Annotated in this window: 24 protein-coding genes; 9 read left to right on the top strand and 15 right to left on the bottom strand. The window is 62.5% G+C overall.

Annotation, left to right across the window (positions count from 1 at the left end):
• A partial coding sequence (locus KTN04_RS14850; protein ID WP_217336022.1) for a hypothetical protein occupies nucleotides 1-594 on the bottom strand: 594 nt, incomplete at its 3' end.
• 124 nt (nucleotides 595-718) lie between these two features.
• On the opposite strand from KTN04_RS14850, the gene KTN04_RS14855 reads away from it, so the two are divergent.
• Nucleotides 719-1,885, top strand: coding sequence for a peptidase M16 family protein (locus KTN04_RS14855; RefSeq protein WP_217336023.1), 1,167 nt, complete (start codon nucleotides 719-721; stop codon nucleotides 1,883-1,885).
• A gap of 9 nt (nucleotides 1,886-1,894) precedes the next feature.
• A complete protein-coding gene (gene rsmD / locus KTN04_RS14860) occupies nucleotides 1,895-2,518 on the top strand; it encodes a 16S rRNA (guanine(966)-N(2))-methyltransferase RsmD (RefSeq protein WP_217336024.1) in 624 nt (207 codons plus the stop codon).
• On the opposite strand, the gene KTN04_RS14865 is transcribed toward rsmD, so the two are convergent.
• On the bottom strand, nucleotides 2,489-3,106 hold the full coding sequence (locus KTN04_RS14865) for a TetR family transcriptional regulator (protein WP_217336025.1): 618 nt from the start codon (nucleotides 3,104-3,106) through the stop codon (nucleotides 2,489-2,491). The two genes, rsmD and KTN04_RS14865, sit on opposite strands and share 30 nt — an antisense overlap.
• A gap of 277 nt (nucleotides 3,107-3,383) precedes the next feature.
• On the opposite strand from KTN04_RS14865, the gene coaD reads away from it, so the two are divergent.
• Both coaD and KTN04_RS14875 read left to right on the top strand, forming a co-directional pair.
• Complete coding sequence (gene coaD / locus KTN04_RS14870; RefSeq protein ID WP_217336026.1) at nucleotides 3,384-3,866, top strand: pantetheine-phosphate adenylyltransferase; 483 nt, start codon at nucleotides 3,384-3,386, stop codon at nucleotides 3,864-3,866.
• A gap of 32 nt (nucleotides 3,867-3,898) precedes the next feature.
• On the top strand, nucleotides 3,899-4,147 hold the full coding sequence (locus KTN04_RS14875; protein ID WP_217336027.1) for a YfhL family 4Fe-4S dicluster ferredoxin: 249 nt from the start codon (nucleotides 3,899-3,901) through the stop codon (nucleotides 4,145-4,147).
• A gap of 67 nt (nucleotides 4,148-4,214) precedes the next feature.
• Here KTN04_RS14875 and KTN04_RS14880 read toward each other — a convergent pair whose 3' ends face one another.
• The 3 genes from KTN04_RS14880 to KTN04_RS14890 are packed head-to-tail and all read right to left on the bottom strand — an operon-like array spanning nucleotide 4,215 to nucleotide 7,741.
• Entirely contained in the window at nucleotides 4,215-4,751 is a 537-nt protein-coding gene (locus KTN04_RS14880) for a DUF501 domain-containing protein (protein WP_217336028.1), read from the bottom strand.
• On the bottom strand, nucleotides 4,738-6,837 hold the full coding sequence (gene recG, locus KTN04_RS14885) for an ATP-dependent DNA helicase RecG (protein ID WP_254262591.1): 2,100 nt from the start codon (nucleotides 6,835-6,837) through the stop codon (nucleotides 4,738-4,740). The genes KTN04_RS14880 and recG overlap by 14 nt, the downstream gene beginning before the upstream one ends.
• Nucleotides 6,824-7,741, bottom strand: a complete 918-nt coding sequence (locus tag KTN04_RS14890; RefSeq protein WP_217336029.1) for a hydrogen peroxide-inducible genes activator — start codon at nucleotides 7,739-7,741, stop codon at nucleotides 6,824-6,826. Before KTN04_RS14890 ends, recG begins: the two co-directional genes overlap by 14 nt.
• Before the next feature lie 49 nt (nucleotides 7,742-7,790).
• Between KTN04_RS14890 and KTN04_RS14895 the strand changes: the two genes are divergently transcribed.
• Entirely contained in the window at nucleotides 7,791-8,621 is an 831-nt protein-coding gene (locus KTN04_RS14895; RefSeq protein WP_217336030.1) for an SDR family oxidoreductase, read from the top strand.
• 12 nt (nucleotides 8,622-8,633) lie between these two features.
• On the opposite strand, the gene ppk1 is transcribed toward KTN04_RS14895, so the two are convergent.
• Nucleotides 8,634-10,808 carry a polyphosphate kinase 1 gene (gene ppk1, locus KTN04_RS14900; RefSeq protein ID WP_217336031.1) on the bottom strand — a complete coding sequence of 725 codons (2,175 nt, stop codon included), beginning with the start codon at nucleotides 10,806-10,808 and terminating at the stop codon, nucleotides 8,634-8,636.
• A 51-nt stretch (nucleotides 10,809-10,859) separates the two neighbouring features.
• Nucleotides 10,860-11,873 carry a porphobilinogen synthase gene (hemB, locus tag KTN04_RS14905; protein WP_217336032.1) on the bottom strand — a complete coding sequence of 338 codons (1,014 nt, stop codon included), beginning with the start codon at nucleotides 11,871-11,873 and terminating at the stop codon, nucleotides 10,860-10,862.
• A gap of 196 nt (nucleotides 11,874-12,069) precedes the next feature.
• Between hemB and elbB the strand changes: the two genes are divergently transcribed.
• On the top strand, nucleotides 12,070-12,723 hold the full coding sequence (elbB, locus tag KTN04_RS14910; protein ID WP_217336033.1) for an isoprenoid biosynthesis glyoxalase ElbB: 654 nt from the start codon (nucleotides 12,070-12,072) through the stop codon (nucleotides 12,721-12,723).
• A gap of 340 nt (nucleotides 12,724-13,063) precedes the next feature.
• Here elbB and KTN04_RS14915 read toward each other — a convergent pair whose 3' ends face one another.
• The 8 genes from KTN04_RS14915 to radC form a co-directional block, all read right to left on the bottom strand.
• Entirely contained in the window at nucleotides 13,064-14,107 is a 1,044-nt protein-coding gene (locus KTN04_RS14915; RefSeq protein ID WP_217336034.1) for an MJ1255/VC2487 family glycosyltransferase, read from the bottom strand.
• Nucleotides 14,107-14,637: a phosphatase PAP2 family protein gene (locus KTN04_RS14920; RefSeq protein WP_217336035.1), complete on the bottom strand. Its 531-nt coding sequence runs from the start codon at nucleotides 14,635-14,637 to the stop codon at nucleotides 14,107-14,109. The genes KTN04_RS14915 and KTN04_RS14920 overlap by 1 nt, the downstream gene beginning before the upstream one ends.
• Before the next feature lie 68 nt (nucleotides 14,638-14,705).
• Nucleotides 14,706-15,593 carry an alpha/beta hydrolase gene (locus KTN04_RS14925; RefSeq protein ID WP_254262592.1) on the bottom strand — a complete coding sequence of 296 codons (888 nt, stop codon included), beginning with the start codon at nucleotides 15,591-15,593 and terminating at the stop codon, nucleotides 14,706-14,708.
• A 22-nt stretch (nucleotides 15,594-15,615) separates the two neighbouring features.
• Nucleotides 15,616-16,428, bottom strand: a complete 813-nt coding sequence (gene mutM, locus KTN04_RS14930) for a bifunctional DNA-formamidopyrimidine glycosylase/DNA-(apurinic or apyrimidinic site) lyase (RefSeq protein ID WP_217336037.1) — start codon at nucleotides 16,426-16,428, stop codon at nucleotides 15,616-15,618.
• A 32-nt stretch (nucleotides 16,429-16,460) separates the two neighbouring features.
• Nucleotides 16,461-17,345: a DMT family transporter gene (locus KTN04_RS14935; protein WP_217336038.1), complete on the bottom strand. Its 885-nt coding sequence runs from the start codon at nucleotides 17,343-17,345 to the stop codon at nucleotides 16,461-16,463.
• A 125-nt stretch (nucleotides 17,346-17,470) separates the two neighbouring features.
• Nucleotides 17,471-17,641 carry a 50S ribosomal protein L33 gene (gene rpmG, locus KTN04_RS14940; protein WP_036511775.1) on the bottom strand — a complete coding sequence of 57 codons (171 nt, stop codon included), beginning with the start codon at nucleotides 17,639-17,641 and terminating at the stop codon, nucleotides 17,471-17,473.
• A gap of 12 nt (nucleotides 17,642-17,653) precedes the next feature.
• Entirely contained in the window at nucleotides 17,654-17,890 is a 237-nt protein-coding gene (gene rpmB / locus KTN04_RS14945) for a 50S ribosomal protein L28 (protein WP_217336039.1), read from the bottom strand.
• Nucleotides 17,891-18,082: 192 nt separating this feature from the next.
• On the bottom strand, nucleotides 18,083-18,757 hold the full coding sequence (radC, locus tag KTN04_RS14950; RefSeq protein ID WP_217336040.1) for a RadC family protein: 675 nt from the start codon (nucleotides 18,755-18,757) through the stop codon (nucleotides 18,083-18,085).
• Between the two features lie 110 nt (nucleotides 18,758-18,867).
• On the opposite strand from radC, the gene coaBC reads away from it, so the two are divergent.
• Genes coaBC through KTN04_RS14965 form a run of 3 tightly spaced genes read left to right on the top strand, consistent with a single transcriptional unit; the run spans nucleotide 18,868 to nucleotide 21,971 of the window.
• Entirely contained in the window at nucleotides 18,868-20,088 is a 1,221-nt protein-coding gene (gene coaBC / locus KTN04_RS14955; protein ID WP_217336041.1) for a bifunctional phosphopantothenoylcysteine decarboxylase/phosphopantothenate--cysteine ligase CoaBC, read from the top strand.
• On the top strand, nucleotides 20,085-20,540 hold the full coding sequence (dut, locus tag KTN04_RS14960) for a dUTP diphosphatase (RefSeq protein WP_217336042.1): 456 nt from the start codon (nucleotides 20,085-20,087) through the stop codon (nucleotides 20,538-20,540). The genes coaBC and dut overlap by 4 nt, the downstream gene beginning before the upstream one ends.
• Nucleotides 20,541-20,582: 42 nt before the next feature.
• The gene (locus KTN04_RS14965) at nucleotides 20,583-21,971 is read left to right on the top strand and encodes a phosphomannomutase/phosphoglucomutase (protein ID WP_217336043.1); all 1,389 of its coding nucleotides are present in this window, start codon (nucleotides 20,583-20,585) and stop codon (nucleotides 21,969-21,971) included.
• Nucleotides 21,972-21,992: the final 21 nt, after the last annotated feature.

Here is a 21,992-nt window from a genome sequence, read left to right on the forward strand (position 1 = left end):
CTTACGGGCGGCTTCGGCTTCCACCTGACGTGCTGCCTCGGCGGCTTTTTCGGCCGCGATGCGTTCCGCTTCCTCGCGCGCCTGGCGTTCAGCCGACTCACTGGTGGCCTGCTCTTCGGCCGCCTTACGTTCCGCTTCCTCCTGCGCCTTACGGGCGGCTTCGGCTTCCGCCTGACGCGCTGCCTCAGCAGCTTGTTCGGCCGCGATACGTTCGGCGTCCTCTCGTACCTGACGCTCCGCTTCTTCACGGGCCGCCTGCGCTTCGGCCTGCTCACGTTCGGCCTGTACTACCGCGGCCTGACGCTCAGCGTCTTCCTGCGCCTGGCGAGCAGCGTCCGCTTCCGCCTGACGTGCGGCCTCGGCCGCCTCTTCCGCCGCGATACGTTCGACCTCTTTGCGTTCGGCCTGCTCGGCGGCTGCCTTGCGTTCGATCTCGGCCTGCAGACGTGTCTGTTCCTCTGCCTTTAGACCGGCCTGGCGACGGCTGATGCGCACCACCACCAATAGCAATACCACCAGCACAGCGCCGGCAATGTAAGGGAAGAGGGCAGGATCAATACCCTGATTGGTCATCCAGGTGTAGAGCGCTTCCATAATCTGTAATATCCGCTGTGTAGAGCCCGTTGCGGGCCGCTGAAATTCAATGCTTCACTGGGCGGCTATCTTAGCACAGAGCCATCCCGGACAAACCCGATAGACCACAGGCAAAGGTCTGCCCATGACTTCGTCCCTGCTCAGCCGCCGCCAGCTCAGCCTGCTGATCCTCATTCTGCCCGGCCTCATTCTCTGGCTGTCACTGGCCGGACCGAACACAGCGCCCCCCTTTCCCCCGCGTCAGCACGACAGTATCCAGCGGCTGTACCAACAAAAGGTGCCGGACCAGGATCACTATCGCCTGCACCTGCTGCTGCCGCTATCTCCTGCCGCAACTGCCCGGCAGCAGCTGGAACAACAGCTGCTGATCGAGGCCCTCCAGGTGCGCCTGCAGTCACTGCCGCAGCCGCCTCAAGTGCAGCGCCACCCCGGCCATCTGCGCCTGGAGATCCGAGCACCTACGGCCCCGGACGATGTCCTGTCGCCGCTGCTGCAGCACTTGCAGCAGCCGCCCGCGCTGGACTGGCAGGCACGCCTGAATCACCTGCAGGCCCGGCAGTATCTGCAACGCCAGCAGCCCGAGGGCTGGCTGCTTGGCGGCGGCCAGGATACGGGGGGCTCCGCGACATGGCCGAATCCGGCCGAGCACTACCGGCACTGGGTCGCCCCCGAGCGCTGGCAGTTCAGCCTGAGCGGCCCCGATCGCCTGGCTCGCCCCTTGATGCCAACCCACCCGGCTGCCACCACTGAGTCGGCACCGGAACCGAACCCGGAACTGACTTTCAGAGTACTGCCGGTAACGCCGCCCGACGGCAGCGCCCGGCTGCTGCGCTGGCCACTGACGGCACCCGAGACCCTCGAACAGCTGGCGCTGACCTTGCTGGCTCGAGAATACTTGCAGCAGCGCCTGAGTGCCACGCTGGAGGCTGTACATGTGCAGGGAGATAGCGCCAGCGGTTTCAGCCTCAGCTGGATACCGGTCACCCCCGGTGGCCAGGCCAGCCTGCTGCTGCAAGGTCCGGCCCAGGACGTGCTGACAGCAGCCATACAGACACCGGTCACGTCCACCGACCTGCATGCGGCGCGCACCACACTGGCGTCTCGGCTGGACGACATGCAACGCGGACAGGCCTGGCTCGACCTGCTGGCCCTGTATCGCCTGGCGGCCGACAGTTTCGACCATCTGGACCGGGCACTGGCCGACATCGACGCCACGACCCTGCAGCGCTGGTTGCAGGCACAGCGCGAGTCTGATTACTATCACGTCCTTTCTCTGCCCGCAGCCCCCTGAGGATGAACCATGCCACGCCGCAATAACCACCGCCCTCGCCACACAGCACCCGCTGCCGAGCCATCCAGCATCCGCATCATCGGCGGCGAATGGCGTGGCCGCAAACTCGACTTTCCCGCCATCGAAGGCCTGCGTCCCACCCCGGATCGTGTGCGCGAGACCCTCTTCAACTGGCTGCAGGCCTATGTGCCTGGCGCACGCTGCCTGGACCTGTTCAGCGGCAGTGGCGCCCTGGGGCTCGAAGCCCTGTCCCGGGGGGCGGCATCGGTGACATTCATCGACCGCGCACCGGAAGTGATCAGTCAGCTGCGCAGCAACCTGAACCGGCTCAAGGCACAGAATGCGGAACTGATCGGCCGTTCGGCTCCCGAGTGGTTGGAACAGCGACTGCCGGATGAGGAGGTTCGCTATGACCTGGTCTTTCTGGACCCGCCCTTTCGTCAGGGCCTGGCCGGGCCGGTGTGCACCCTGCTGGAGCAGCGCCAATTGCTGGCAGACGAGGCACTGATCTATCTGGAAACCGAAAAGGAACTGGCCCTGGACCAATTGCCCGCCAACTGGCAGCTGTACCGTGAGAAACAGGCCGGGCAGGTCGCCTATCGTCTATTCCTGCGCCAGCCCGCCGAGCAATAGCGACAGCAGGGCCTCACCCTGCTGGTTCAGGTCGAACTCACCCTCGCTGCGCAACCAGGCCTGCAGCACCCCCTCCAGTGCGGTTTGCATCAGGAATGCCGTAGCGCGCGGGGCGCAGTTCTTGGGCAGCTGCTTCTGCTTGCGGGCCTGCTTGAGAAAATAGCGCAACTGATCACACCACTGACGGCGATTCTGTATCAGCTCCGCCTGCAGGGCAGACAGGTCCGCGATCGGTGCCGACGGCATATAAAACACCCGGTACAGCGCTGCCATCGCCGGCTGGCGTACAAACGCCGTCAGAACCCCTTGCACGTACAGCCGTAGCGCCGCCAATGCATCCTGGTGCACGCCTTGGCGTTGCTCCAGATAATGCGCTTCGAACGGCAGCGCCTGATGGTGATGGATATGCTGCAACAGATCGGCGCGGTTGCGAAAATGCCAGTACAATGCACCATGCGTCACGCCAGCGGCAGCGGCGACCTGTTTGAGCGTGGTGTTTTCGATGCCCTGGCGACTGAACAGCACCAGCGCCGTGTCGATCAGGTGCCGGCGGGTCCGAGCCGCTTCTTCCGGGGTCTTGCGTGCCATGCAGGGGGCGCTCCTTGGTAAAACATTGGCATTCAAATGTAAAGCGGCGCGACAATAAAGAAAGCTTGTCGGCAACTCAATACACCTGCTGCAACCTTAACCAAAATGTCATCCAAGTGTCACAAACAAATATAACCTTTTAAAATAAGATGGCTTTTTTTAATAACCTTTGTGCTAGTTGTCATTCCTCTAATCTATTTGTGCCACTGTGCCAATTCGGCTAACATCGCGCTCAACAGTGTTGCCCATTAGCCATGAAAAGGTCAGCTGAACCGCTATGAATACGGCAATCTATCCCGGTACTTTCGACCCGATCACCAACGGTCACTCGGACCTGGTGGGTCGTGCGTCACGGCTGTTCGACCGTGTCGTGGTGGCTGTTGCGGCCAGTCCCAAAAAGCGCCCCATGTTGCCACTGGAGCAACGGGTCGAACTGGCCCGCACGGCGCTGGCCCACCTGCCCAATGTCGAGGTGATCGGCTTTGACTGCCTGTTGGCCCATCTGGTCCACGAGCAGAACGCCAATATCATTCTGCGCGGCCTGCGCGCGGTTTCCGACTTCGAATTCGAGTTTCAGCTGGCCAACATGAACCGCAAGCTGGCCCCTCAGGCAGAAAGCCTCTTCCTGACTCCGGCGGAGCACCTGTCGTTCATCTCCTCGACCCTGATCCGAGAAATCGCTTCACTGGACGGAGATGTCAGCGAATTTGTTCACCCGGCCGTTGCCAGCGCGCTAAAGCAGCACCTGAGCCAGAAATAACGAACCTGTCAGAGTGAGCGAGGTAGCCAGTCATGGCTTTGATGATTACAGACGAATGCATCAACTGCGATGTATGTGAGCCGGAATGCCCCAACGAGGCGATTGCGCCGGGCGACGAAATCTACGAGATCGACCCGAACAAATGCACCGAGTGCGTGGGCCATTACGATACGCCGCAGTGCGTGGAAGTCTGCCCGGTCGACTGTATCCCGAAAGACCCGGATCATGTCGAGACCGAAGAGATGCTGATGGACAAGTACAACAAGCTGACCGGCAACTAAGCCCGGCAGCATGGCAAAACGGCGGCCCTCGGGCCGCCGTTTTCAGTTGGGGCGATGGTCGCTCCGCTTACAGTCGAATGGGGGTCTGGCTCAGGGCAAATTCCTGTTCCAGGCGCTCGCCGATAATATTGTCGCCTTCCGCCAGCCAGTGCGCATACTGCATGTGCAGGCAGCGCACCTTGTCCCACTGGGCAATGCCACCGATGCCGTAGCGGTTGAACAGGTCCGTGAAGCCCAACTGTTCGATCCGTGCACGATCATCCGACTGCATCAGCCGCCAGCGTTGATCCACGTAGCGTTGCTGCTGGGCCAGGTAGGTTGCCCGTAAGGCGTCATCGTCCTGCAGCGCCTGCTCGATCTGCTTGACCCAACCGCTGTCCTCGATGCGCCCGATGGCACGGCAGAGGTCGCGGCAGCTGAGCCAGTACAGGGTCGGAAACGGCTGATCCGCCACCAGGGTGCGCATCTGCAGCACCAGCGGCAGCCCCTCGGCAGTGGCGCAGGCAACGGCTTCGATGCCACGGGGTTCACGACCGATCTGCTGTTCGATCTGTTCCAGTTGGGTCGGGGTTGGCGCCTGGCGCCGGGTATCAAACCTGTGCATAGATATCTCCACTGCCCAGCCAACGCCGGATCAGCGCGTCGTTCAGCGCCGGCAGCTGCTCCAGCTCCCGAGCCAGTTGATGAATGTGCGGCAGCAGGTCGGCATCGCGCGTGAGATCGGCAATACGGAACTGCATCAGTCCGGTTTGGCGGGTGCCGAGCACCTCGCCGGGACCACGCAGCTCCAGATCCTTCTCGGCAATGCGAAAGCCATCGGTGGTCTCGCGCATCACGCCCAGCCGTTCGCGCCCCTGCTTCGACAGCGGCGCATGGTACATCAGCACGCAGAAGCTTTCGACACTGCCACGGCCCACGCGGCCGCGCAGCTGGTGCAGCTGCGCCAGCCCCAGCCGCTCCGGGTTCTCGATGATCATCAGGCTGGCATTGGGTACATCGACCCCAACCTCAATCACCGTCGTGGCCACCAGCAGATCCAGCTCAGCGGCCTTGAAACGGGCCATGATATCGGCCTTCTCCGCGGCCTTCATGCGGCCGTGGACCAGCCCGATGCGCAGCTGCGGCAGCGCTTCCTTGAGACTTTCGGCAGCCACTTCCGCCGCCTGACACTGCAGGGCTTCAGACTCCTCGATCAAGGTGCAGACCCAGTAGGCCTGGCGCCCCGCCTCGCAGGCCTGACGCACGCGCTCCACCACCTGATCCCGACGCGAGTCGGCAATGACGACCGTCTGCACCGGCGTCCGCCCCGGGGGCAGTTCATCGATGATCGAACAGTCGAGATCGGCATAGGCACTCATGGTCAGGGTGCGCGGGATCGGCGTGGCGGTCATGATCAGCTGGTGCGGACTGCGCGTGCCATGTCGCCCCTTTTCCTTCAGGCTCAGGCGCTGATGCACGCCGAAGCGGTGCTGTTCGTCGATGACCACCACCCCCAGGTCGGCAAAGGTCACCTCCTCCTGAAACAGAGCATGGGTCCCCACCACCACCTGCGCCTCACCTGTGCGCATCGCGGCCAGCTGAGCCTCCCGGGCCTTGCCCTTGACCTTGCCGGCCAGCCAGGCCACCTTAATACCCAGCGGCTCCAGCCAGTGGCTGAAGTTGATATAGTGCTGCTCGGCCAGAATCTCCGTCGGTGCCATGACCGCCGCCTGCAGACCGTTTTCCACCGCCTGCAGGGCCGCCAGCGCCGCCACCACCGTCTTGCCGGAGCCTACATCGCCCTGCACCAGGCGCAGCATCGGCAGCGGTTTCTGCAGATCGCGCGCCACCTCTCGCGCTACCCGCAACTGGGCCGCCGTCAGCGTGAACGGCAGGGCATCCAGGAAGGGACGGCTCAGAGCCCCGGTGGCCTTGAGTACCGGCGCGCCCTGCTGCTGCACCTGCTGACGTGCCTTCTGCAGCGACAGGTGATGCGCCAGCAGCTCTTCCATCGCCAGACGGCGCTGGGCCGGATGCTTACCTTCTAGCAGCAATGTTTGATCGGCATCCACCGGCGGGTGGTGTAGATAGTGCAGAGACGTCGGCAGATCCGGCAGCTTCCATTGCTTTAGCAATGTTTCCGGCAGCAGATCCTCCAGCCCCTCGCGAGACATCCATTCCAATGCCAATGTAATTAGCGAACGAATACGGTTCTGGGTCATCCCCTCCGTCAGCGGGTACACCGGGGTCAGCCGGTCGGCCATCACGGCCGCGCCATTCCCCTTGAGCAGCTTGTATTCGGGATGCACCATCTCGAGTCCGGCCGGCCCCGGTCGGGCCTCGCCGAAGCAGAGCAGACGCGCGCCAGGACGCAGGCTGTTCTTCTGCGCCGCGTTGAAGTGGAAAAACCTCAGTGTCAGCGTAGCACCGCTGCCGTCTTGCACCCGGCACAGCAGGCTGCGCCGGCGCCCCTGCACTACATCGGCGGCACGGATACTGGCCTCGATCACGGCCTCGTCACCGGGCTTGAGCCCCCCGATCGGTACTATACGGGTACGGTCCTGATAGCGGCTGGGCAGGTGCAGGATCAGATCCTGCACGCTGAGGATATCAAGCCGTTCCAGCTTCAGCGCCAGTGCCGTCCCGACCCCCTTGAGTTCGGTGACCGGGGCGCCCGTCGCCGCGGCGGTCGGCATGTCAGTGCTGGCCATCGCCTCCGGCCTTGATCTGGCAATGATTGATTGCTTCGACCAGCACATCAATAGCCTGGGGACGCGGGAAACTGGCGCGCCAGGCTACGGCCACGGTGCGCATCGGCTGGGGCTGCTTAAACGGGCGGATTTCGATCAGTTCGCTGGCCGGGTGGTTGTCGATAGCCGACAGCGGCAGCACACTGGTGCCCAGCCCCGAGGCCACCATCATGCGAATGGTTTCCAGCGAGCTGCCTTCAGTTACCGTGTGCTGGTCATGGAAAGAGGTGTTCAGGGTCGGGCAGGCTTCCAGTACCTGATCACGGAAGCAGTGCCCCTCGCCCAGCAGCAGCATGCGGATTTCGTTCATCTGGCGCGAGTCGATTTCGTCCTGCTGCGCCAGCTCATGTCCCTTGGGCATCACCATCAGGAAGGGCTCGTCATACAGCGGCCGCGTCAGCACATCCGCTTCATGGAACGGCAGCGCGATGATGATCGCGTCCAGCTCGCCGTTGCGGATTTTGGTGCGCAGGTTTTCGGTGAAGTTCTCTTCGATATACAGCGGCATGTCCGGTGCCAGACGCTGAATCTGCGGAATCAGCTGCGGAAATAGGTAAGGCCCGATGGTGTAAATGGCGCCAATGCGCAGCGGGCTGGCCAACTGGTCGCGTCCTTCCCGAGCCAGTTCCTTCACCGCTTCGGCCTGCTCCAGTACGGTCTGGGCCTGGCGCACCACCTTTTCGCCCACCGGGGTGACCCTTACAGCGTTCTTGCTACGCTCAAACAGTGCCACCCCAAGCTCTTCCTCCAGCTTCTTGACCGCGATGGAGAGCGTCGGCTGGCTGACAAAACAGCGCTCGGCGGCATGGCCGAAATGCTGCTCGCGGGCCAGGGTGACAATATAGCGAAGCTCCGTCAGGGTCATCGGGGCGTACCTCTGTTAGGATGGTCAAAAACAGGTTCAAGGGGTCAACATGCGGGAACAACGCGTACTGATCGCCGGCTGCGGCGATATCGGAACCCATCTGGGGCTCAGGCTCGTGGCCGACGGGGCACAGGTGTTCGGGCTTCGCCGTACTATAAACCAGCTGCCCGACGGCATCCATGGCATTGCCGCCGATCTGGCCGACCCGGTCAGCCTGGAGGCCCTGCCGGCCTGCGACTATCTGTTCTACACGGCTGCGGCCAAAAGCCGCGACCCCGACGTCTACCGCCGCACCTATGTCGATGGTCTGCGCAACCTGTTGGCCGCGCTGCCAGAACCGCCCCGGCACCTGTTTCTGACCAGCAGCACCGGCGTCTATCATCAGCATGAGCATGATTGGGTGGACGAGCAGTCCCCGACCCTTCCCCGGAGCGACACCGGCCGCCTGCTGCTGGAGGCCGAGCAGCTGGCCCTGCACAGCGGCCTTGCCGCCACGGTGGTGCGCTTCAGCGGTATTTACGGGCCGGGACGGGAACATCTGCAACGTCAGGTGCTGGCCGGCATTGCTGCCCCGCCCGAACCGCTGCATTACAGCAACCGCATTCATCGGGATGACTGCGTGGGCGTGCTCCGGCACCTCTTGCAGCGGGCCGAGGACGGAGCCACACTGAAGCCGCTGTACCTGGCCAGTGACGATAGCCCAACACCGATCCACGAGGTCATGGAGTGGTTGGCACAGAAGCTCGGCGTGGCGATCGAAACCCGCCAGCCAATCCGGCGTGGCGGCAGCAAGCGCTGCAGCAACCGCCGCCTCAGGGCCAGCGGTTACCGCTTTCGCTATCCGGACTATCGCAGCGGCTACGCCGCCATGCTGCCCTGACGCGGCCGGTCGCTAGCCGGACACGGCCAGATCGTCGAGCAATATCTGCTGGGCGCTGATGCGCTCTTCACCGTCCGCCGGCTGCACCAGTGCATAACTGCCGTCCGAGTGCAGTTCCCAGGCTTGGGTGTTGTCACGCAGATAGTAGTCCAGCTCACGGCGAATGCGCTCGGCATTCTTACCAGACAACTCGAAGCCGGTTTCCACACGGTTGAGCATGTTGCGCTCCATCCAGTCCGCGCTGGAGCCGATTACCACCGGTTTGCCGCCCTCGTTGGCAAACCAGTACACCCGGGTGTGCTCCAGGAAACGGCCGATGATGGAGCGCACACGGATATTGTCCGACACCCCTTCCAGCCCCGGTCGCAGGCGACACATGCCGCGGATGATCAGGTCGATCTCGACCCCGGCCTGAGAGGCCTCGTACAGGGCTCGTATCAGCTTGGGCTCGGTCAGACCATTGACCTTGATGATGATGTGGCCCTTCTTGCCTGCCTTAACGTTGCGGATCTCGTTTTGAACCAGTTCCAGCATCTTGGCGTGCAGAGTAAAAGGCGCGTTGTAGAGTTTCTGCAGTTTCTGAATCTTGCCCATGCCGGTCAGCTGCTGGAAGATCTTATGTACATCCTCGCCGACCTCGTCATCCGCCGTCATGTAGCTGTAATCGGTATACAGCCGCGCCGTCCCCGAGTGGTAGTTGCCGGTGCCCAGGTGGCTGTAGCGCACCAGGTCCGGGCCTTCACGGCGGACTACTAGCATCATCTTGGCGTGGGTCTTGTAGCCGACCACCCCGTACACCACCAGACAGCCCGCCTCCTGCAGGCGACCCGCCAGCTGCAGATTGCTCTCTTCGTCAAAGCGGGCTCGCAGCTCAATCACTACCGTGACTTCCTTGCCGTTGCGCGCGGCTTCCACCAACGCATTGACGATATCCGACTTGACGCCGGTACGGTACAGCGTCTGCTTGATCGCCACCACTTGCGGGTCCTTGGCGGCCTGACGCAGCAGATCAACCACCGGCGTGAACGACTGGAAGGGGTGCTGCAGCAGCTGGTCGTTCTTGCGCAGTGCGGTAAAGATATCTTCCGTATTCTTGAGCTTGTTGGGCAGCCCCGGGGTAAAAGGCTTCCAGCGCAGTTCCGGGCGTTCGACCAGATCCCGCACCGCCATCAGGCGGGTCAGGTTGACCGGCCCGTTGACCCGATAAACATGGCTGTCCGCCAAGCTGAACTCCGCCTGCAGAAAGCTGATCAGTGCCTCCGGCGTCCTGCTGTCCACTTCTAGCCGTACCGCATCGCCGAACTTGCGCGAGTGCAACTCGCCCCTGAGAGCACGGGCCAGATCTTCGATCTCCTCGAAATCGAAGCTCAGGTCGGCGTTGCGAGTAATGCGGAACTGGTAGCAGCCGTCCACGGTCATGCCGGGAAACAGCTCTTCGGCAAATTCATGGATGATGGACGACAGGAAAATCAGGTTGTCACCGCCCTCGCAGAGCGCGTCCGGCAGGCGAATCAGGCGCGGCAGTGAGCGCGGAGCCGGGATGATCGCCAGTCCGGTTTCGCGGCCGAAGGCGTCCTTGCCATCCAGCTCGACAATGAAATTGAGGCTCTTGTTGACCAGCCGCGGGAATGGATGCGAGGGATCCAGCCCGATGGGACTGATCACCGGCAACAACTGGTCCTCGAAGTACTCTTTGACCCAGGCGCGCTGCTCCCGGGTCCATTCGGCACGGCGGATGAAGCGGATGTTTTCCGCTTCCAGCGCCGGGAACATGATGTCATTGAGAATCTTGTACTGGCGCTCGACATTGACGGCACAGATCTCGCTGATCCGGTCGAGCACCTTCTGCGGGTGCATGGCATCCGGGCCCACGGCCTCACGGCCATACTTGAGCTGCCGCAGCTGCTCCGCCACCCGGATCTCAAAGAACTCGTCCAGGTTGCTGGAAAAGATCAGCAGGAACATCAGCCGCTCCAGCAGCGGGTAGCTTTCGTCCAGCGCCTGCTCCAGTACCCGCACGTTAAACTGCAGGTGGCTGAGCTCGCGGTTGATGTACAGCTCGGGAGCCTTGAGGTCGACCGGCACCTCCTCGATGGGATCGATGGTCGGCAGTATCTCACGGCTTTCCAGCAGCGCGGCGGTGGCCTCGCTCTGCTCCGGCAACGTCTCCGGTGATGTCGCGTTCATGGTGTACCCTCCAGGCTCCAAGCTGTCATCCATTGCGAGTATAGGCTCTTATCAGTTGCGGTTGAGGATCTCCGCCGCCCTGACCGCGAAGTAGGTCAGAATGCCATCGGCACCGGCTCGCTTGAAGCTGAGCAGGCTCTCCATGATGATGGCCTCTTCGTCCAGCCAGCCGTTCTGGAAGGCGGCCATGTGCATGGCATATTCGCCACTCACCTGGTAGGCGAAGGTCGGCGCTTTCAATTCAGTTTTGACGCGGCGCACGATATCCAGATAAGGCATGCCGGGCTTGACCATGACCATGTCGGCGCCTTCGGCCAGGTCCAGGGCCACCTCGTGCAGGGCCTCGTCGCTGTTGGCCGGGTCCATCTGGTAACTGTACTTGTTGCCCTTGCCCAGGTTGCCCGCCGATCCCACAGCATCTCTGAAGGGACCGTAGTAGGCACTGGCATACTTGGCCGAGTACGCCATGATGCGGGTGTTGACGAAGCCCTGGCTTTCCAGTTCGTCACGGATCACGCCAATGCGGCCGTCCATCATGTCGCTGGGCGCGACGATATCGGCACCGGCCTCGGCATGGGACAGTGCCTGCTGTACCAGAGTATCGACGGTCCGGTCGTTAAGCACATAGCCGTCTTCGTCGAGGATGCCATCCTGACCGTGCGTGGTGTAGGGGTCCAACGCCACATCGGTCATGATGCCCAGCGTCGGTACCGCGGCTTTGAGGGCACGTACGGTGCGCTGCACCAGGCCCTCGGGGTTGAAGGCTTCTTCCGCGAATTCACTCTTGGCGCTGGCCGGCGTCACCGGAAACAAGGCCAAGGCCGGAATGCCCAGCGCATGCCACTCGCGCGCCTTGTCTACCAGCAGGTCGATGCTGTAGCGCTGCACGCCCGGCATGGATGGCACGTCTTCAACCTGTCCCTCGCCCTCGAGTACAAAGACCGGGTAAATAAGGTCATCGGTGGTCAGGACGTTCTCCCGCATCAGACGGCGGGAGAAGTCATCGGCGCGCATGCGACGCATGCGGGTTTCCGGGTAATAACGCTGACTGTTGGTAAAGGCCACGGCTTGGTTCCTTTTTTCGGCAGTATTGGACGACAGAAGTGTGACGCTTCTGTGACAGCGATTGCGGGGCCGTCGTTCACGTCACATCCGTATTTGGTAATGGTTTCATCTTAACGTACTCTGTGACCACTTCGATATGACGCCTGGCAAGGCTGCCAGGCAGCACAGCAGTCAGCAATTGAGGAGATACGAGACGATGAAAAACATTGCAGTGATCCTGTCCGGCAGCGGCGTATTTGACGGCTCCGAGATCTATGAGTCGGTGCTGACCTTTCTGCGCCTGGAACACAACGGCGTTCGCTACCAGTGCTTTGCGCCAGACATCGAGCAGATGCATGTTATCAACCACCTCACCGGGGAAGTAGCCGAAGGCGAGAAACGCAATGTTCTGGTGGAAGCGGCCCGCCTGGCCCGCGGCGAAATCAAGGACCTGGCCGAAGCCAATCCGGACGAATTCGACGCCCTGATCATTCCCGGCGGTTTCGGGGCCGCCAAGAACCTAAGCGACTTTGCCGTCAGCGGCCCTGAATGCCGCATCAACGACGAGGTGGTCCGTGTTGCCCGCGCTATCCACCAGGCCGGCAAACCGGTGGGCCTGATCTGCATCGCTCCGGCGATGACCCCCAAGCTGCTGGGCGCAGGCATCCAGTGCACCATCGGCACCGACGAGGGCGTGGCCGGCGCCATCAACGCCATGGGCGGTCAGCACCGGAACTGCCCGGTCGACCAGATCGTGATTGACGAGCAGCACCAGGTCATCACCACACCGGCCTATATGCTTGCCGGTTCCATTTCAGAAGCCGCCGCCGGCATCAACCGACTGGTGGACGAGGTGGTCAAGCGAGCCTGACCCGCAAAATAGGAAAAATTCCTATATCCATAAATTCCCCAGCAGCCATAATAGCAAGCGTGGATCTCCTGTTCAGGGAACGAATACAAGGACGGCCACGCAGCGGCACAGGGACATAGGGATATACCGGGCAGGACGCCCCTCGAGCCCGCAGGGAAAGGACAGCCAAAGGAAGAAGTATGCTGACGGAACAGCGTGCTTCTTTCACCTTGATCAGATGGCCCCCACCTTACTGACCACGGCTGTTCATGCATACCCGCCCCGCACTTTTCTTCAACGCCATGCGTTTCAGCCACTCGGCGTTTCGGCGACAGGCTTACGACTGCCTGTCAGCGGCTATTCAAACACGCGCCGGCTTACCGGCAACTCGCTCCTGCCACAACACCTCGGCCAGTTCCGACAAGGACGAGACCCGACCCGCGACCAGCCAGCGCGCCAGGTGACCCGCCACGTCAGGCCAGTATATGGGAGGCGCAACCGGAGCCTGCAGCCAGGGATCGACCCGACCCGCGTCCAATCGATGCATCACCTCAGCTCGCCCCATCTGCGCCAGCACTACGGCATTGGACTGCTGCTCAACCTGATGCCGCAGCGGCTTGATCAACAGCTTCTTGCCCGCCTGCAGAGCTTCGCTGCACAGCCCGAAGCCGGCATTGGCGATCACGCCATGACAGCGGTGCAAGTCCCGACGGAAGTCCTCGCGTGAAAACGGCAGCAGCGTCAGCGGCCCCTCCTGCCGCGGCTGATCCACCACGCCGCAATAGATACGAAACCGCCGCCCCTGGAACGGCAGCAGCCCGTAGCGCACCTCATCCAGAGACTCGAACGGCAGGTAGACCAGAATGTGACCGTCATCCTCCGGCTTGGCCGCCAGCGGCTCAATCATCGGCGGCAGAATAGGGGCGTCAAAGGGCTGCCAATGCAAGCCGACCGGTTGATCCACCGGTGCAAACAGGCTGATGGCAGGTTTCAGCCAGGGCACACGACCGGTCCCCGGTACCGGATAGTGGAACGCGTATTGATGCGCCACGCCCACGGAGGGCACCTGCTGGCGCCGCGCCGCCCAAGCCGTCAGCGGCTCGAAGTCGCTCAGCACCAGATCGTAGCCACTCAGATCCAGCCGCTTCAGGTCGCGCCCAAACTGCCACAGACTATTGCGACACAGCGTCTGCCAACGCTTGACCCGACCGGCCTCGGTCACGAACGTGAGGCCGCGACACACGCGATAGTCGCCAAAGCCTTCCATGTTGAACAGCCGCTCGGCCGGACGACCGCTGAACAGCATGTCCACCTCGGCGCCGGCGGCTTGCAGAGCCGGCAGTAATACCCGCGCCCGGGTGATATGGCCGTTGCCGGTCGCCTGGACCCCATACAGAATACGCATCAGAGCCACTCCCAGAGGCCCAGTCCGACCAGGCCCGCAGACAGGCCCAGGACAGCACCCGCCGCAATATCCGTGGGATAATGCACCCCCAGCATGACCCTTGATGCACCGACCAGGCAGGCCAGCACGAAACCGGGCAGCAGCAACACGGGATAGAATTCAGCCAACAGCATGGCAAACACGAACGCCCCCGCCGCATGGCCGGAGGGAAAGCTGAAACGGTCCGATGGTTCGATGGCGGCTTCGAAGCCCTGCAATCGATGGCAGGGGCGGTCACGGCGAATGGTATTCTTCAGCAACAGGTACACTGGCAGCTCAATGGCATAGGCCAGTAGCCCGGCTAGCATAAAAGCCTCGCCATCTTGGTCATCCCAGAGCGCCAGACCGACGCCCAGTAGCAGGTACACGCCGCCATCGCCCAGGCGGGAGATCCAGCGACTGCCGGTGATCAGCGGCAGCGAATGCCCCAAGCCCTGGCACCAGTGAAATGCACGGGTATCGAACGCATTGAATTTCTGCAGGTGATTCATGGTCACTCTCCGGGCCAGCGTCTGACGCATTGTCGCCAGCCGGAGGTGACAGCCGCATGACGCCGGGCTTACGCTTTGGTGACGGCCAGTCCCAGCCAGTCGCTCAGATGCCGGATCAGTAGCGCCGGGTTGTCCCAGGGCAGCATGTGTCCCTCACCCGCGATGGCCTGCAGGCGGAATGGATGCGCCAGCGCTTCCACGACCCGCTGCGAATAGCTCAGGGGCAGCACTTCGTCCTCGGTGCCATGCAGAATAAGTCCCTCGAAGCCGTAGCGCCGGTAGAGCACGCCCAGCCGGTGTGTGAACAGGCTGGACAGGGTCTGGAGCGGATAGTCGAACACGATACGCTCATCGGCGTTGATCTCTTCCCCGGCCGGATGCCCGGCCAGCAGACGTTCGTAGTCGATGAAACTCTGCATCGGCAGACGCAGGCCCGGCAGCATCAGGGCGCTGCCCCAAACCCAGGACCAGCCCAGCTGGTGCAGAAAATCCGGCGCTACCTCCGGCACCAGCAGGGTACCGCAGACCACCCCCCGCACCCGCTCGTCCTGCTCGGCCATCGCCACCGCCAGCAGGGCCCCAATCGAATAGCCGTACAGGTACACGGGACCGGAAACACGCGCCCGGTAGTGATCAATGACCTGGCGGCAGTCGGCTACCACCTGGTCCACGGTATAAAGCCCGCGACTGCCGCCGGAGTAACCGTGCCCGCGCAGATCCACGCCAACCACGTTGCAGCCGCTCGCACTCAGCCCGTCCAGCAGCTCGGCATAGAGTTCGCTGTAGGTACCGATGCCGGGCAGAAACAGCACCAGCGGTGCCGTGTCGGCGTAATGATAATACTCGGTATGCACGGGCAGCTCGCCCACCGGCACCACCTCGCGCCGCTGCAGGCATGCCTCGATGCCGAGCTTGTGACGCAGGCGCTGCCGATTGCTGTTGACGTCCTTTTCCATCTGAGCGTTCATCCTGATGCCACTAGCGCTGGCAGTGACGGCAGAATACCGTACTGCGCTGGTTCAATTTCACTTCCGACAGGGGCTGCAGGCAACGGTGACAGGGCTCACCGCCCCGGCCATACACCTGCAACTCCTGCTTGAAGTAGCCCGGTTTGCCGTCACCGCCGACAAAGTCACGCAGCGTGGTGCCGCCCTGCTCGATGGCTGCAGCCAGAACCTGCTTGATCGCCGCAGTGAGCGCAACCAGGCGAGCCGCCGCAATGCGCCCGGCGGCCCGGCGCGGGTCGATACCGGCCTGGAACAGAGCTTCGTTGGCATAGATGTTGCCGACCCCCACCACCACGGCCGCATTCATGACCAGGGTCTTGATTGCAGTACGCCGTCCGGCACAGCACTGCTGCAGGTACTCGGCGCTGAAGGCCTCCTCCAGCGGCTCCGGCCCCAGCGACGCCAGCAGGCTGTGCTCGCTGCCGTTGTCCTGCCAAAGCACAGCCCCGAAGCGGCGCGGGTCCGTCAACCGCAGCCGCTGACCGGAGTCCAGCACCAGGTCGACATGGTCATGCTTGCCTGCCGGCGCATCTGCCGCCACGATGCGCAGGCTGCCCGACATGCCCAGGTGGATGATCAGCGTGCCGCGCGCAAAGCGCAGCAGCAGATACTTGGCCCGGCGCTCCACACGCTGGATACGGTCCCCTTCAACCCACTGTGCCAGCTGTTCGGGCACGGGCCAGCGCAGCCTGGGCTGACGCACGACCAGCGAGACGACTCGGCGCTGTTCCACATGGGGGGCTATGCCACGACAGGTGGTTTCCACTTCCGGCAGTTCGGGCATCGACTTCTCTTCCTCTCGTACAGCGACTGCGCTCAGGCGGCCGGCCTGACACGCAATACCAGATAAACACCGGCCACGGCCAACAGCATGCCGGCCAGGGCCATCAGCGACAGCTGTTCGTCGAACAGCCACCAGGCTTCCAGCGCCGTCACCGGCGGCACCAGATAGAAATAGCTGGCCACGCGCGACACTTCGCCTTCACGGATCATCAGCATCAACAGCAGAATGGCACTGACCGACAGCCCCAGTACCAGCCACAGCAATGCTCCGATTAGCTCCGGATGCCAGTGCACCGCCTGCGTTTCCACTGTATACGTCAGCCCCCCCATCATCAGAGCCATGGCCAGGTACTGGAAAAAGGAACCGGTCAGCAGGTCGGTCCCGGCGCCAAAGCGCTTCTGGTACAGCGTCCCGACCGAAATACCGATCAGGGCCAGTGCTGCCGCCAATACCGCCTCGGGGCGAATGTCGAACTGCCCTGGCTGCAGCCCGGTTGCCAGTACCAGAATCACGCCTGCCAGACCGAGGCCCAGCCCTAGCCATTGTCGCGGCTGCAGGCGCTGCCCCCAAAGCCCCCAGGCCAGCACGGCAGTCAAGACCGGCTGCAGGCCCACCAGGATGGCCGTTACCCCGGCTGGCAACTGCCACTTGATGGCCGCGAACACCCCGCCCAGATAGCAGCCATGCACCAGTGCACCGGTCACCATCTGATGCAACGCCTGGCGCGGGCCGGGCCAGCGGGCACGGAAGACCCAGATCAGACCGGCAAACACCAGCAGGGTCAGCAGGGTACGCAGCCAGAGCAGATAAAAAGGTTCGATATAGGGCAGCCCGAAGCGGGCGCCGATGAAGCCAGTGCTCCACAGCAGCACAAAAGCCAGCGGCACAAATCGAATCAGAACAGGGGGCAGAGTCATGTGAACGGCCTCAACTGCAACGTGAAACGCCTATCCTACAGGGCGGCCCCGGCCGGCCGCCAGCCACAAAAAACCCCGCGATACCCAAGGGTATGGCGGGGTTTCATGACTGAAGTCGAGACCAATTACTTGATCTTGGCTTCCTTGTAGATCACGTGCTTGCGAACAACCGGGTCGTATTTCTTGAATTCGAACTTGTCCGGAGTGTTACGCTTGTTCTTGTCAGTCGTGTAGAAGTGACCGGTACCAGCAGAGGATACCAGGCGGATCTTCTCGCGTGCGCCTTTAGCAGCCATGATTCAATCTCCTCAGACTTTCTCGCCACGAGCACGCAGTTCAGTCAGAACTGAATCGATGCCCTTCTTGTCGATGATACGCATGCCCTTGGAGGAAACACGCAGACGTACGAAACGGTTTTCGCTTTCAACCCAGAAACGGTGCCAGTGCAGGTTCGGCAGGAAGCGACGACGGGTTTTGCGGTTTGAGTGGGAAACGTTGTTCCCGGTGACCGGGCGCTTGCCCGTTACCATGCAAACTCGAGACATTGTAAAAACCTTTTGTTAAAAGGGTTGGGTAACTTCTGTTCGATGTTTATCGACCCGGCAACAGGCAGGGTCTCAGGCGGAGCGTCCAAACGTACACGGACAGAATACCGTACCATTAAGGAACAGAAGGCCGCGGATTATACAGCCAAGTCGCAACATTGACCAGACAATTGTTGATTTTTTCACCAACCGTCACAACAACCCGCGCTCGGCAAAGGAGACCGACTCGCCGTCGCCGATCACCACATGGTCCAGCACCCGAATATCCACCAGCCCCAGCGCCTGAATCAGACGGTCGGTAATCTGCCGGTCGGCCTGCGAAGGCTCGGCTACGCCAGAAGGGTGATTGTGCGCCAGAATCAGTGCCGCGGCGTTATGCGCCAGTGCCAGCTTGACCACTTCACGCGGATGCACGCTGGCGGCATTGATGGTGCCATAGAATAGCGCTTCGTAGCGCAGCACCCGGTGCCGGTTGTCCAGTAGCAGGCAGGCGAACACCTCGCGCGGCTCGTGGCGCAACTTGCCGGCCAGATAACGCCGCACCATGGTCGGGCTTTCCAGCGCGGACTCGCGCACCAACTGCGCTTCCAGATGACGCTGCGACATTTCCAGTACCGCCTGCAGCTGGACATACTTGGCCGGCCCCAGACCATGGGCCGCGCAGAAGGTATGCAGGTCACACTCCAGCAGCGCCCGCAGCCCGCCGAAATGCTCCAGCAGCTGCCGCGCCAGATCCACGGCACTAACGCCCTGCACGCCGGTGCGCAGAAAGATGGCCAGCAGCTCGGCATCGGACAGGGCCTGCGCCCCTCGCGCCAGCAGTTTTTCGCGCGGCCGCTCCTCGGCCGGCCAGTCGGTTATCGCCATTCTCACCTCCCTGTGAGTATCAATCGATGCTAAATCGGCTACGTTTCGGACAGCCGAAGTGGTATCTTAGCCCCCTGTCCCACGATGAGAAACAACCGGATACTCAGGGTATGCACAGACTTACTAACCGGCGCATTCTGCTCGGCATCACCGGCGGCATCGCGGCCTATAAAAGTGCCGAACTGACCCGCCTGCTCAAGGGCGCCGGCGCCGACGTGCGCATCGTCATGACTCCCGCCGCCACCGAATTCATCACTCCGCTGACACTGCAAGCCCTGTCCGGCCATCCGGTTCACCTGCAGCTGCTGGACCCGGAAGCGGAAGCCGGCATGGGCCACATCGAGCTGGCCAAGTGGGCCGACCTCATCCTGGTGGCACCGGCCAGCGCCGATTTCATCGCCCGCTTCAGCGCCGGCATGGGTAACGACCTGTTGACCACGCTGTGCCTGGCCACGGACGCGCCCATCTGCCTGGCGCCGGCCATGAACCAGGCCATGTGGCGCGACCCGCGCACCCAGGACAACGTGCAACGGCTGAGCCGCCAGGGCGTGACCCTGTTCGGCCCCGGCGTGGGCGCCCAGGCCTGCGGCGATACCGGCCCCGGCCGCATGCTGGAAGCAGAAGAACTGGCCGAGCTGGCCGCCGAGCAGTTCGAGCACGGCGTCCTGAATGGCAAGCGGGTGTTCATTACCGCCGGCCCGACCCGAGAGGCGCTGGACCCGGTGCGTTACATCTCCAACCACAGCTCCGGCAAGATGGGCTATGCCCTGGCGGAAGCGGCGCTGGATGCCGGCGCCAGCGTCAAGCTGATCAGCGGGCCGGTAACGCTGACGCCACCGGCCCGGGCCGAATGCGTGGCAGTGGAAAGCGCCGAACAGATGCTCGCCGCCGCACTGGACGGCATCGACTGCTGCGACCTGTTTATCGCCGCCGCCGCGGTCGCCGATTATCGACCCGTCGACGTGGCCGAGCACAAGATCAAGAAGGGCAGCGAAGAGATCATGGAGCTGCGGCTGGTGAAGAACCCGGACATCGTTGCCACCGTCGCCGGCCTGGCTGAGATGCGTCCCTACACTATCGGCTTCGCCGCCGAGACCCGTGACGTCATCGACTACGCACGCAGCAAACTGGCCCGCAAGGGACTGGACCTGATCATCGCCAACGACGTGTCCAACCCGGACATCGGCTTCAACAGCGATGACAACGCCGTCACCCTGGTCAGCGCCGACGCGGAAGTCAGCCTGCCGCAGGCGTCCAAGCGTCGCCTGGCCCGCCAGCTGATCACTCAGATTGCGGCCCTGTATTCACGAACCGATTCGAGCACCTCATGAAAGCACTGCAAGTCAAGATTCTGGACGACCGCATCGGTCGCGACATTCCCCTGCCCGCCTACGCCACCGTCGGATCGGCCGGCCTCGATCTGCGCGCCTGCCTGGACCAGGCACTGACACTGGCACCGGGCCAGACCGAGCTGATCCCCACCGGCCTGGCAATCCATATCGAGGATCCGGGCCTGTGCGCCATGATCCTGCCGCGCTCGGGCCTGGGTCACAAGCACGGCATCGTGCTGGGCAACCTGGTCGGTTTGATCGACTCCGATTACCAGGGCCAGCTCTTTGTGTCCTGCTGGAACCGCGGCCAGACCAGCTTTACTGTCGAGCCGGGCGAACGCATCGCGCAGATGGTACTGGTGCCAGTGGTTCAGGCCGAATTAGAGATCGTCAACGACTTCAGCGATTCCCATCGCGGTGCCGGTGGCTTCGGTTCCTCCGGCCGCCACTGAATACATTTTGTAAACACTTACTGACCTCCGGGAAACCTGTTCATGCCTTACCCGCTTGAAACCTTTGACCGTGAAATTTTCCGTGCTTATGACATCCGCGGCATCGTTGGCCAATCACTGACCGACGCCACCGTGTACCATATCGGCCGCGCATTCGCTGCTGAAGCGATGGCACGCAACATTCGCGAAGTGGTCGTCGGCGCCGACGGTCGACTGTCCGGCCCGCAGCTCAAGAGCATTCTGATCCAGGGCTTGACCGATAGCGGTTGCCAAGTGCTGGATGCCGGCTACATTGCCACCCCCACACTCTATTTCGCGGCACATCAGCGCACGGACCAGACCGGCATCATGATCACCGGCAGCCATAATCCGTCTGACTATAACGGTTTCAAAATGATGCTAGGGGGCGAAACCCTGTCCGGTGATCAGATCCAGGCGCTGGCCAACCGCATTCAGGCCGCCGACTACGTGGACGGCACCGGTGCTGCTGAAGCTTTCGAAGTGGAACAGGACTATTTGCAGCGAATACTGGGTGACGTCAAGCTCAAGCGCGGCATGAAAGTGGTCGTGGACTGTGGCAACGGCATCCCCGGCAAGCTGGCCCCGGCGCTGATCGAGCAGCTGGGCTGTGAAGTCATTCCGCTGTTCTGCGAGGTGGACGGCACCTTCCCCAACCACCATCCCGACCCGGGAAAGCTAGCCAACCTGCAGGACGCTATTGCCGCCGTCGCGGAGCATGAAGCCGACCTGGGCTTGGCCTTTGACGGCGATGGTGATCGCGTGGGTGTGATCACCCCCACCGGCCATGTGATCTATCCGGACCGGGTGATGATGCTGTTCGCCGAGGATGTACTCAGCCGCAACCCGGGCGCCGAAATCCTGTTCGACGTCAAGTGCTCGCGCCTGTTGCCGCAGGTCATCGAACGGGCGGGAGGCAAGGCCACCATGTGGAAAACCGGCCACTCGCTGATCAAGCGCCAGATGAAAGCCTCCGGTGCCCTGCTGGCCGGTGAAATGAGCGGCCATATCTTTTTCAAGGAACGCTGGTACGGTTTCGATGACGGCCTCTACAGTGCCGCCCGGCTGCTGGAAATCCTGTCCGGCCGCGAAGAAGACGCCGATGCGCTGTTTGCGGCCTACCCGGAGGACATCAGCACTCCGGAAATCAATATCGACGTCAGTGAAACGACCAAGTTTGCTCTGGTCGAAGCATTGCAGCAGGCCGAGTTTCCAGGCGGCGACGTCAGCCATATCGATGGCGTGCGCGTCGACTATGCCGACGGCTGGGGCCTGATGCGTGCCTCAAACACCACCCCGGTACTGGTGCTGCGCTTCGAGGCCGAAAACCGAGCTGCCCTTAATCGAATCCAATCCGAGTTTCAGGCTCGCCTGAGCGCCCTGGATGACACTCTGGTCATCCCCGACGCCTAAGCCGCAAGGAAGACACAAGGA

It is taken from the genome of Marinobacterium weihaiense, assembly GCF_019061305.1.
In the GTDB taxonomy this organism is placed as follows: domain Bacteria; phylum Pseudomonadota; class Gammaproteobacteria; order Pseudomonadales; family Balneatricaceae; genus Marinobacterium; species Marinobacterium weihaiense.

Coding starts and splice junctions, on each gene's coding strand:
- KTN04_RS14855 (WP_217336023.1), top strand. CDS start 719: ATGACTTCGTCCCTGCTCAGCCGCCGCCAGCTCAGCCTGCTGATCCTC.
- rsmD (WP_217336024.1), top strand. CDS start 1,895: ATGCCACGCCGCAATAACCACCGCCCTCGCCACACAGCACCCGCTGCC.
- KTN04_RS14865 (WP_217336025.1), bottom strand. CDS start 3,106: ATGGCACGCAAGACCCCGGAAGAAGCGGCTCGGACCCGCCGGCACCTG.
- coaD (WP_217336026.1), top strand. CDS start 3,384: ATGAATACGGCAATCTATCCCGGTACTTTCGACCCGATCACCAACGGT.
- KTN04_RS14875 (WP_217336027.1), top strand. CDS start 3,899: ATGGCTTTGATGATTACAGACGAATGCATCAACTGCGATGTATGTGAG.
- KTN04_RS14880 (WP_217336028.1), bottom strand. CDS start 4,751: ATGCACAGGTTTGATACCCGGCGCCAGGCGCCAACCCCGACCCAACTG.
- recG (WP_254262591.1), bottom strand. CDS start 6,837: ATGGCCAGCACTGACATGCCGACCGCCGCGGCGACGGGCGCCCCGGTC.
- KTN04_RS14890 (WP_217336029.1), bottom strand. CDS start 7,741: ATGACCCTGACGGAGCTTCGCTATATTGTCACCCTGGCCCGCGAGCAG.
- KTN04_RS14895 (WP_217336030.1), top strand. CDS start 7,791: ATGCGGGAACAACGCGTACTGATCGCCGGCTGCGGCGATATCGGAACC.
- ppk1 (WP_217336031.1), bottom strand. CDS start 10,808: ATGAACGCGACATCACCGGAGACGTTGCCGGAGCAGAGCGAGGCCACC.
- elbB (WP_217336033.1), top strand. CDS start 12,070: ATGAAAAACATTGCAGTGATCCTGTCCGGCAGCGGCGTATTTGACGGC.
- KTN04_RS14915 (WP_217336034.1), bottom strand. CDS start 14,107: ATGCGTATTCTGTATGGGGTCCAGGCGACCGGCAACGGCCATATCACC.
- KTN04_RS14920 (WP_217336035.1), bottom strand. CDS start 14,637: ATGAATCACCTGCAGAAATTCAATGCGTTCGATACCCGTGCATTTCAC.
- KTN04_RS14925 (WP_254262592.1), bottom strand. CDS start 15,593: ATGGAAAAGGACGTCAACAGCAATCGGCAGCGCCTGCGTCACAAGCTC.
- mutM (WP_217336037.1), bottom strand. CDS start 16,428: ATGCCCGAACTGCCGGAAGTGGAAACCACCTGTCGTGGCATAGCCCCC.
- KTN04_RS14935 (WP_217336038.1), bottom strand. CDS start 17,345: ATGACTCTGCCCCCTGTTCTGATTCGATTTGTGCCGCTGGCTTTTGTG.
- rpmG (WP_036511775.1), bottom strand. CDS start 17,641: ATGGCTGCTAAAGGCGCACGCGAGAAGATCCGCCTGGTATCCTCTGCT.
- rpmB (WP_217336039.1), bottom strand. CDS start 17,890: ATGTCTCGAGTTTGCATGGTAACGGGCAAGCGCCCGGTCACCGGGAAC.
- radC (WP_217336040.1), bottom strand. CDS start 18,757: ATGGCGATAACCGACTGGCCGGCCGAGGAGCGGCCGCGCGAAAAACTG.
- coaBC (WP_217336041.1), top strand. CDS start 18,868: ATGCACAGACTTACTAACCGGCGCATTCTGCTCGGCATCACCGGCGGC.
- dut (WP_217336042.1), top strand. CDS start 20,085: ATGAAAGCACTGCAAGTCAAGATTCTGGACGACCGCATCGGTCGCGAC.
- KTN04_RS14965 (WP_217336043.1), top strand. CDS start 20,583: ATGCCTTACCCGCTTGAAACCTTTGACCGTGAAATTTTCCGTGCTTAT.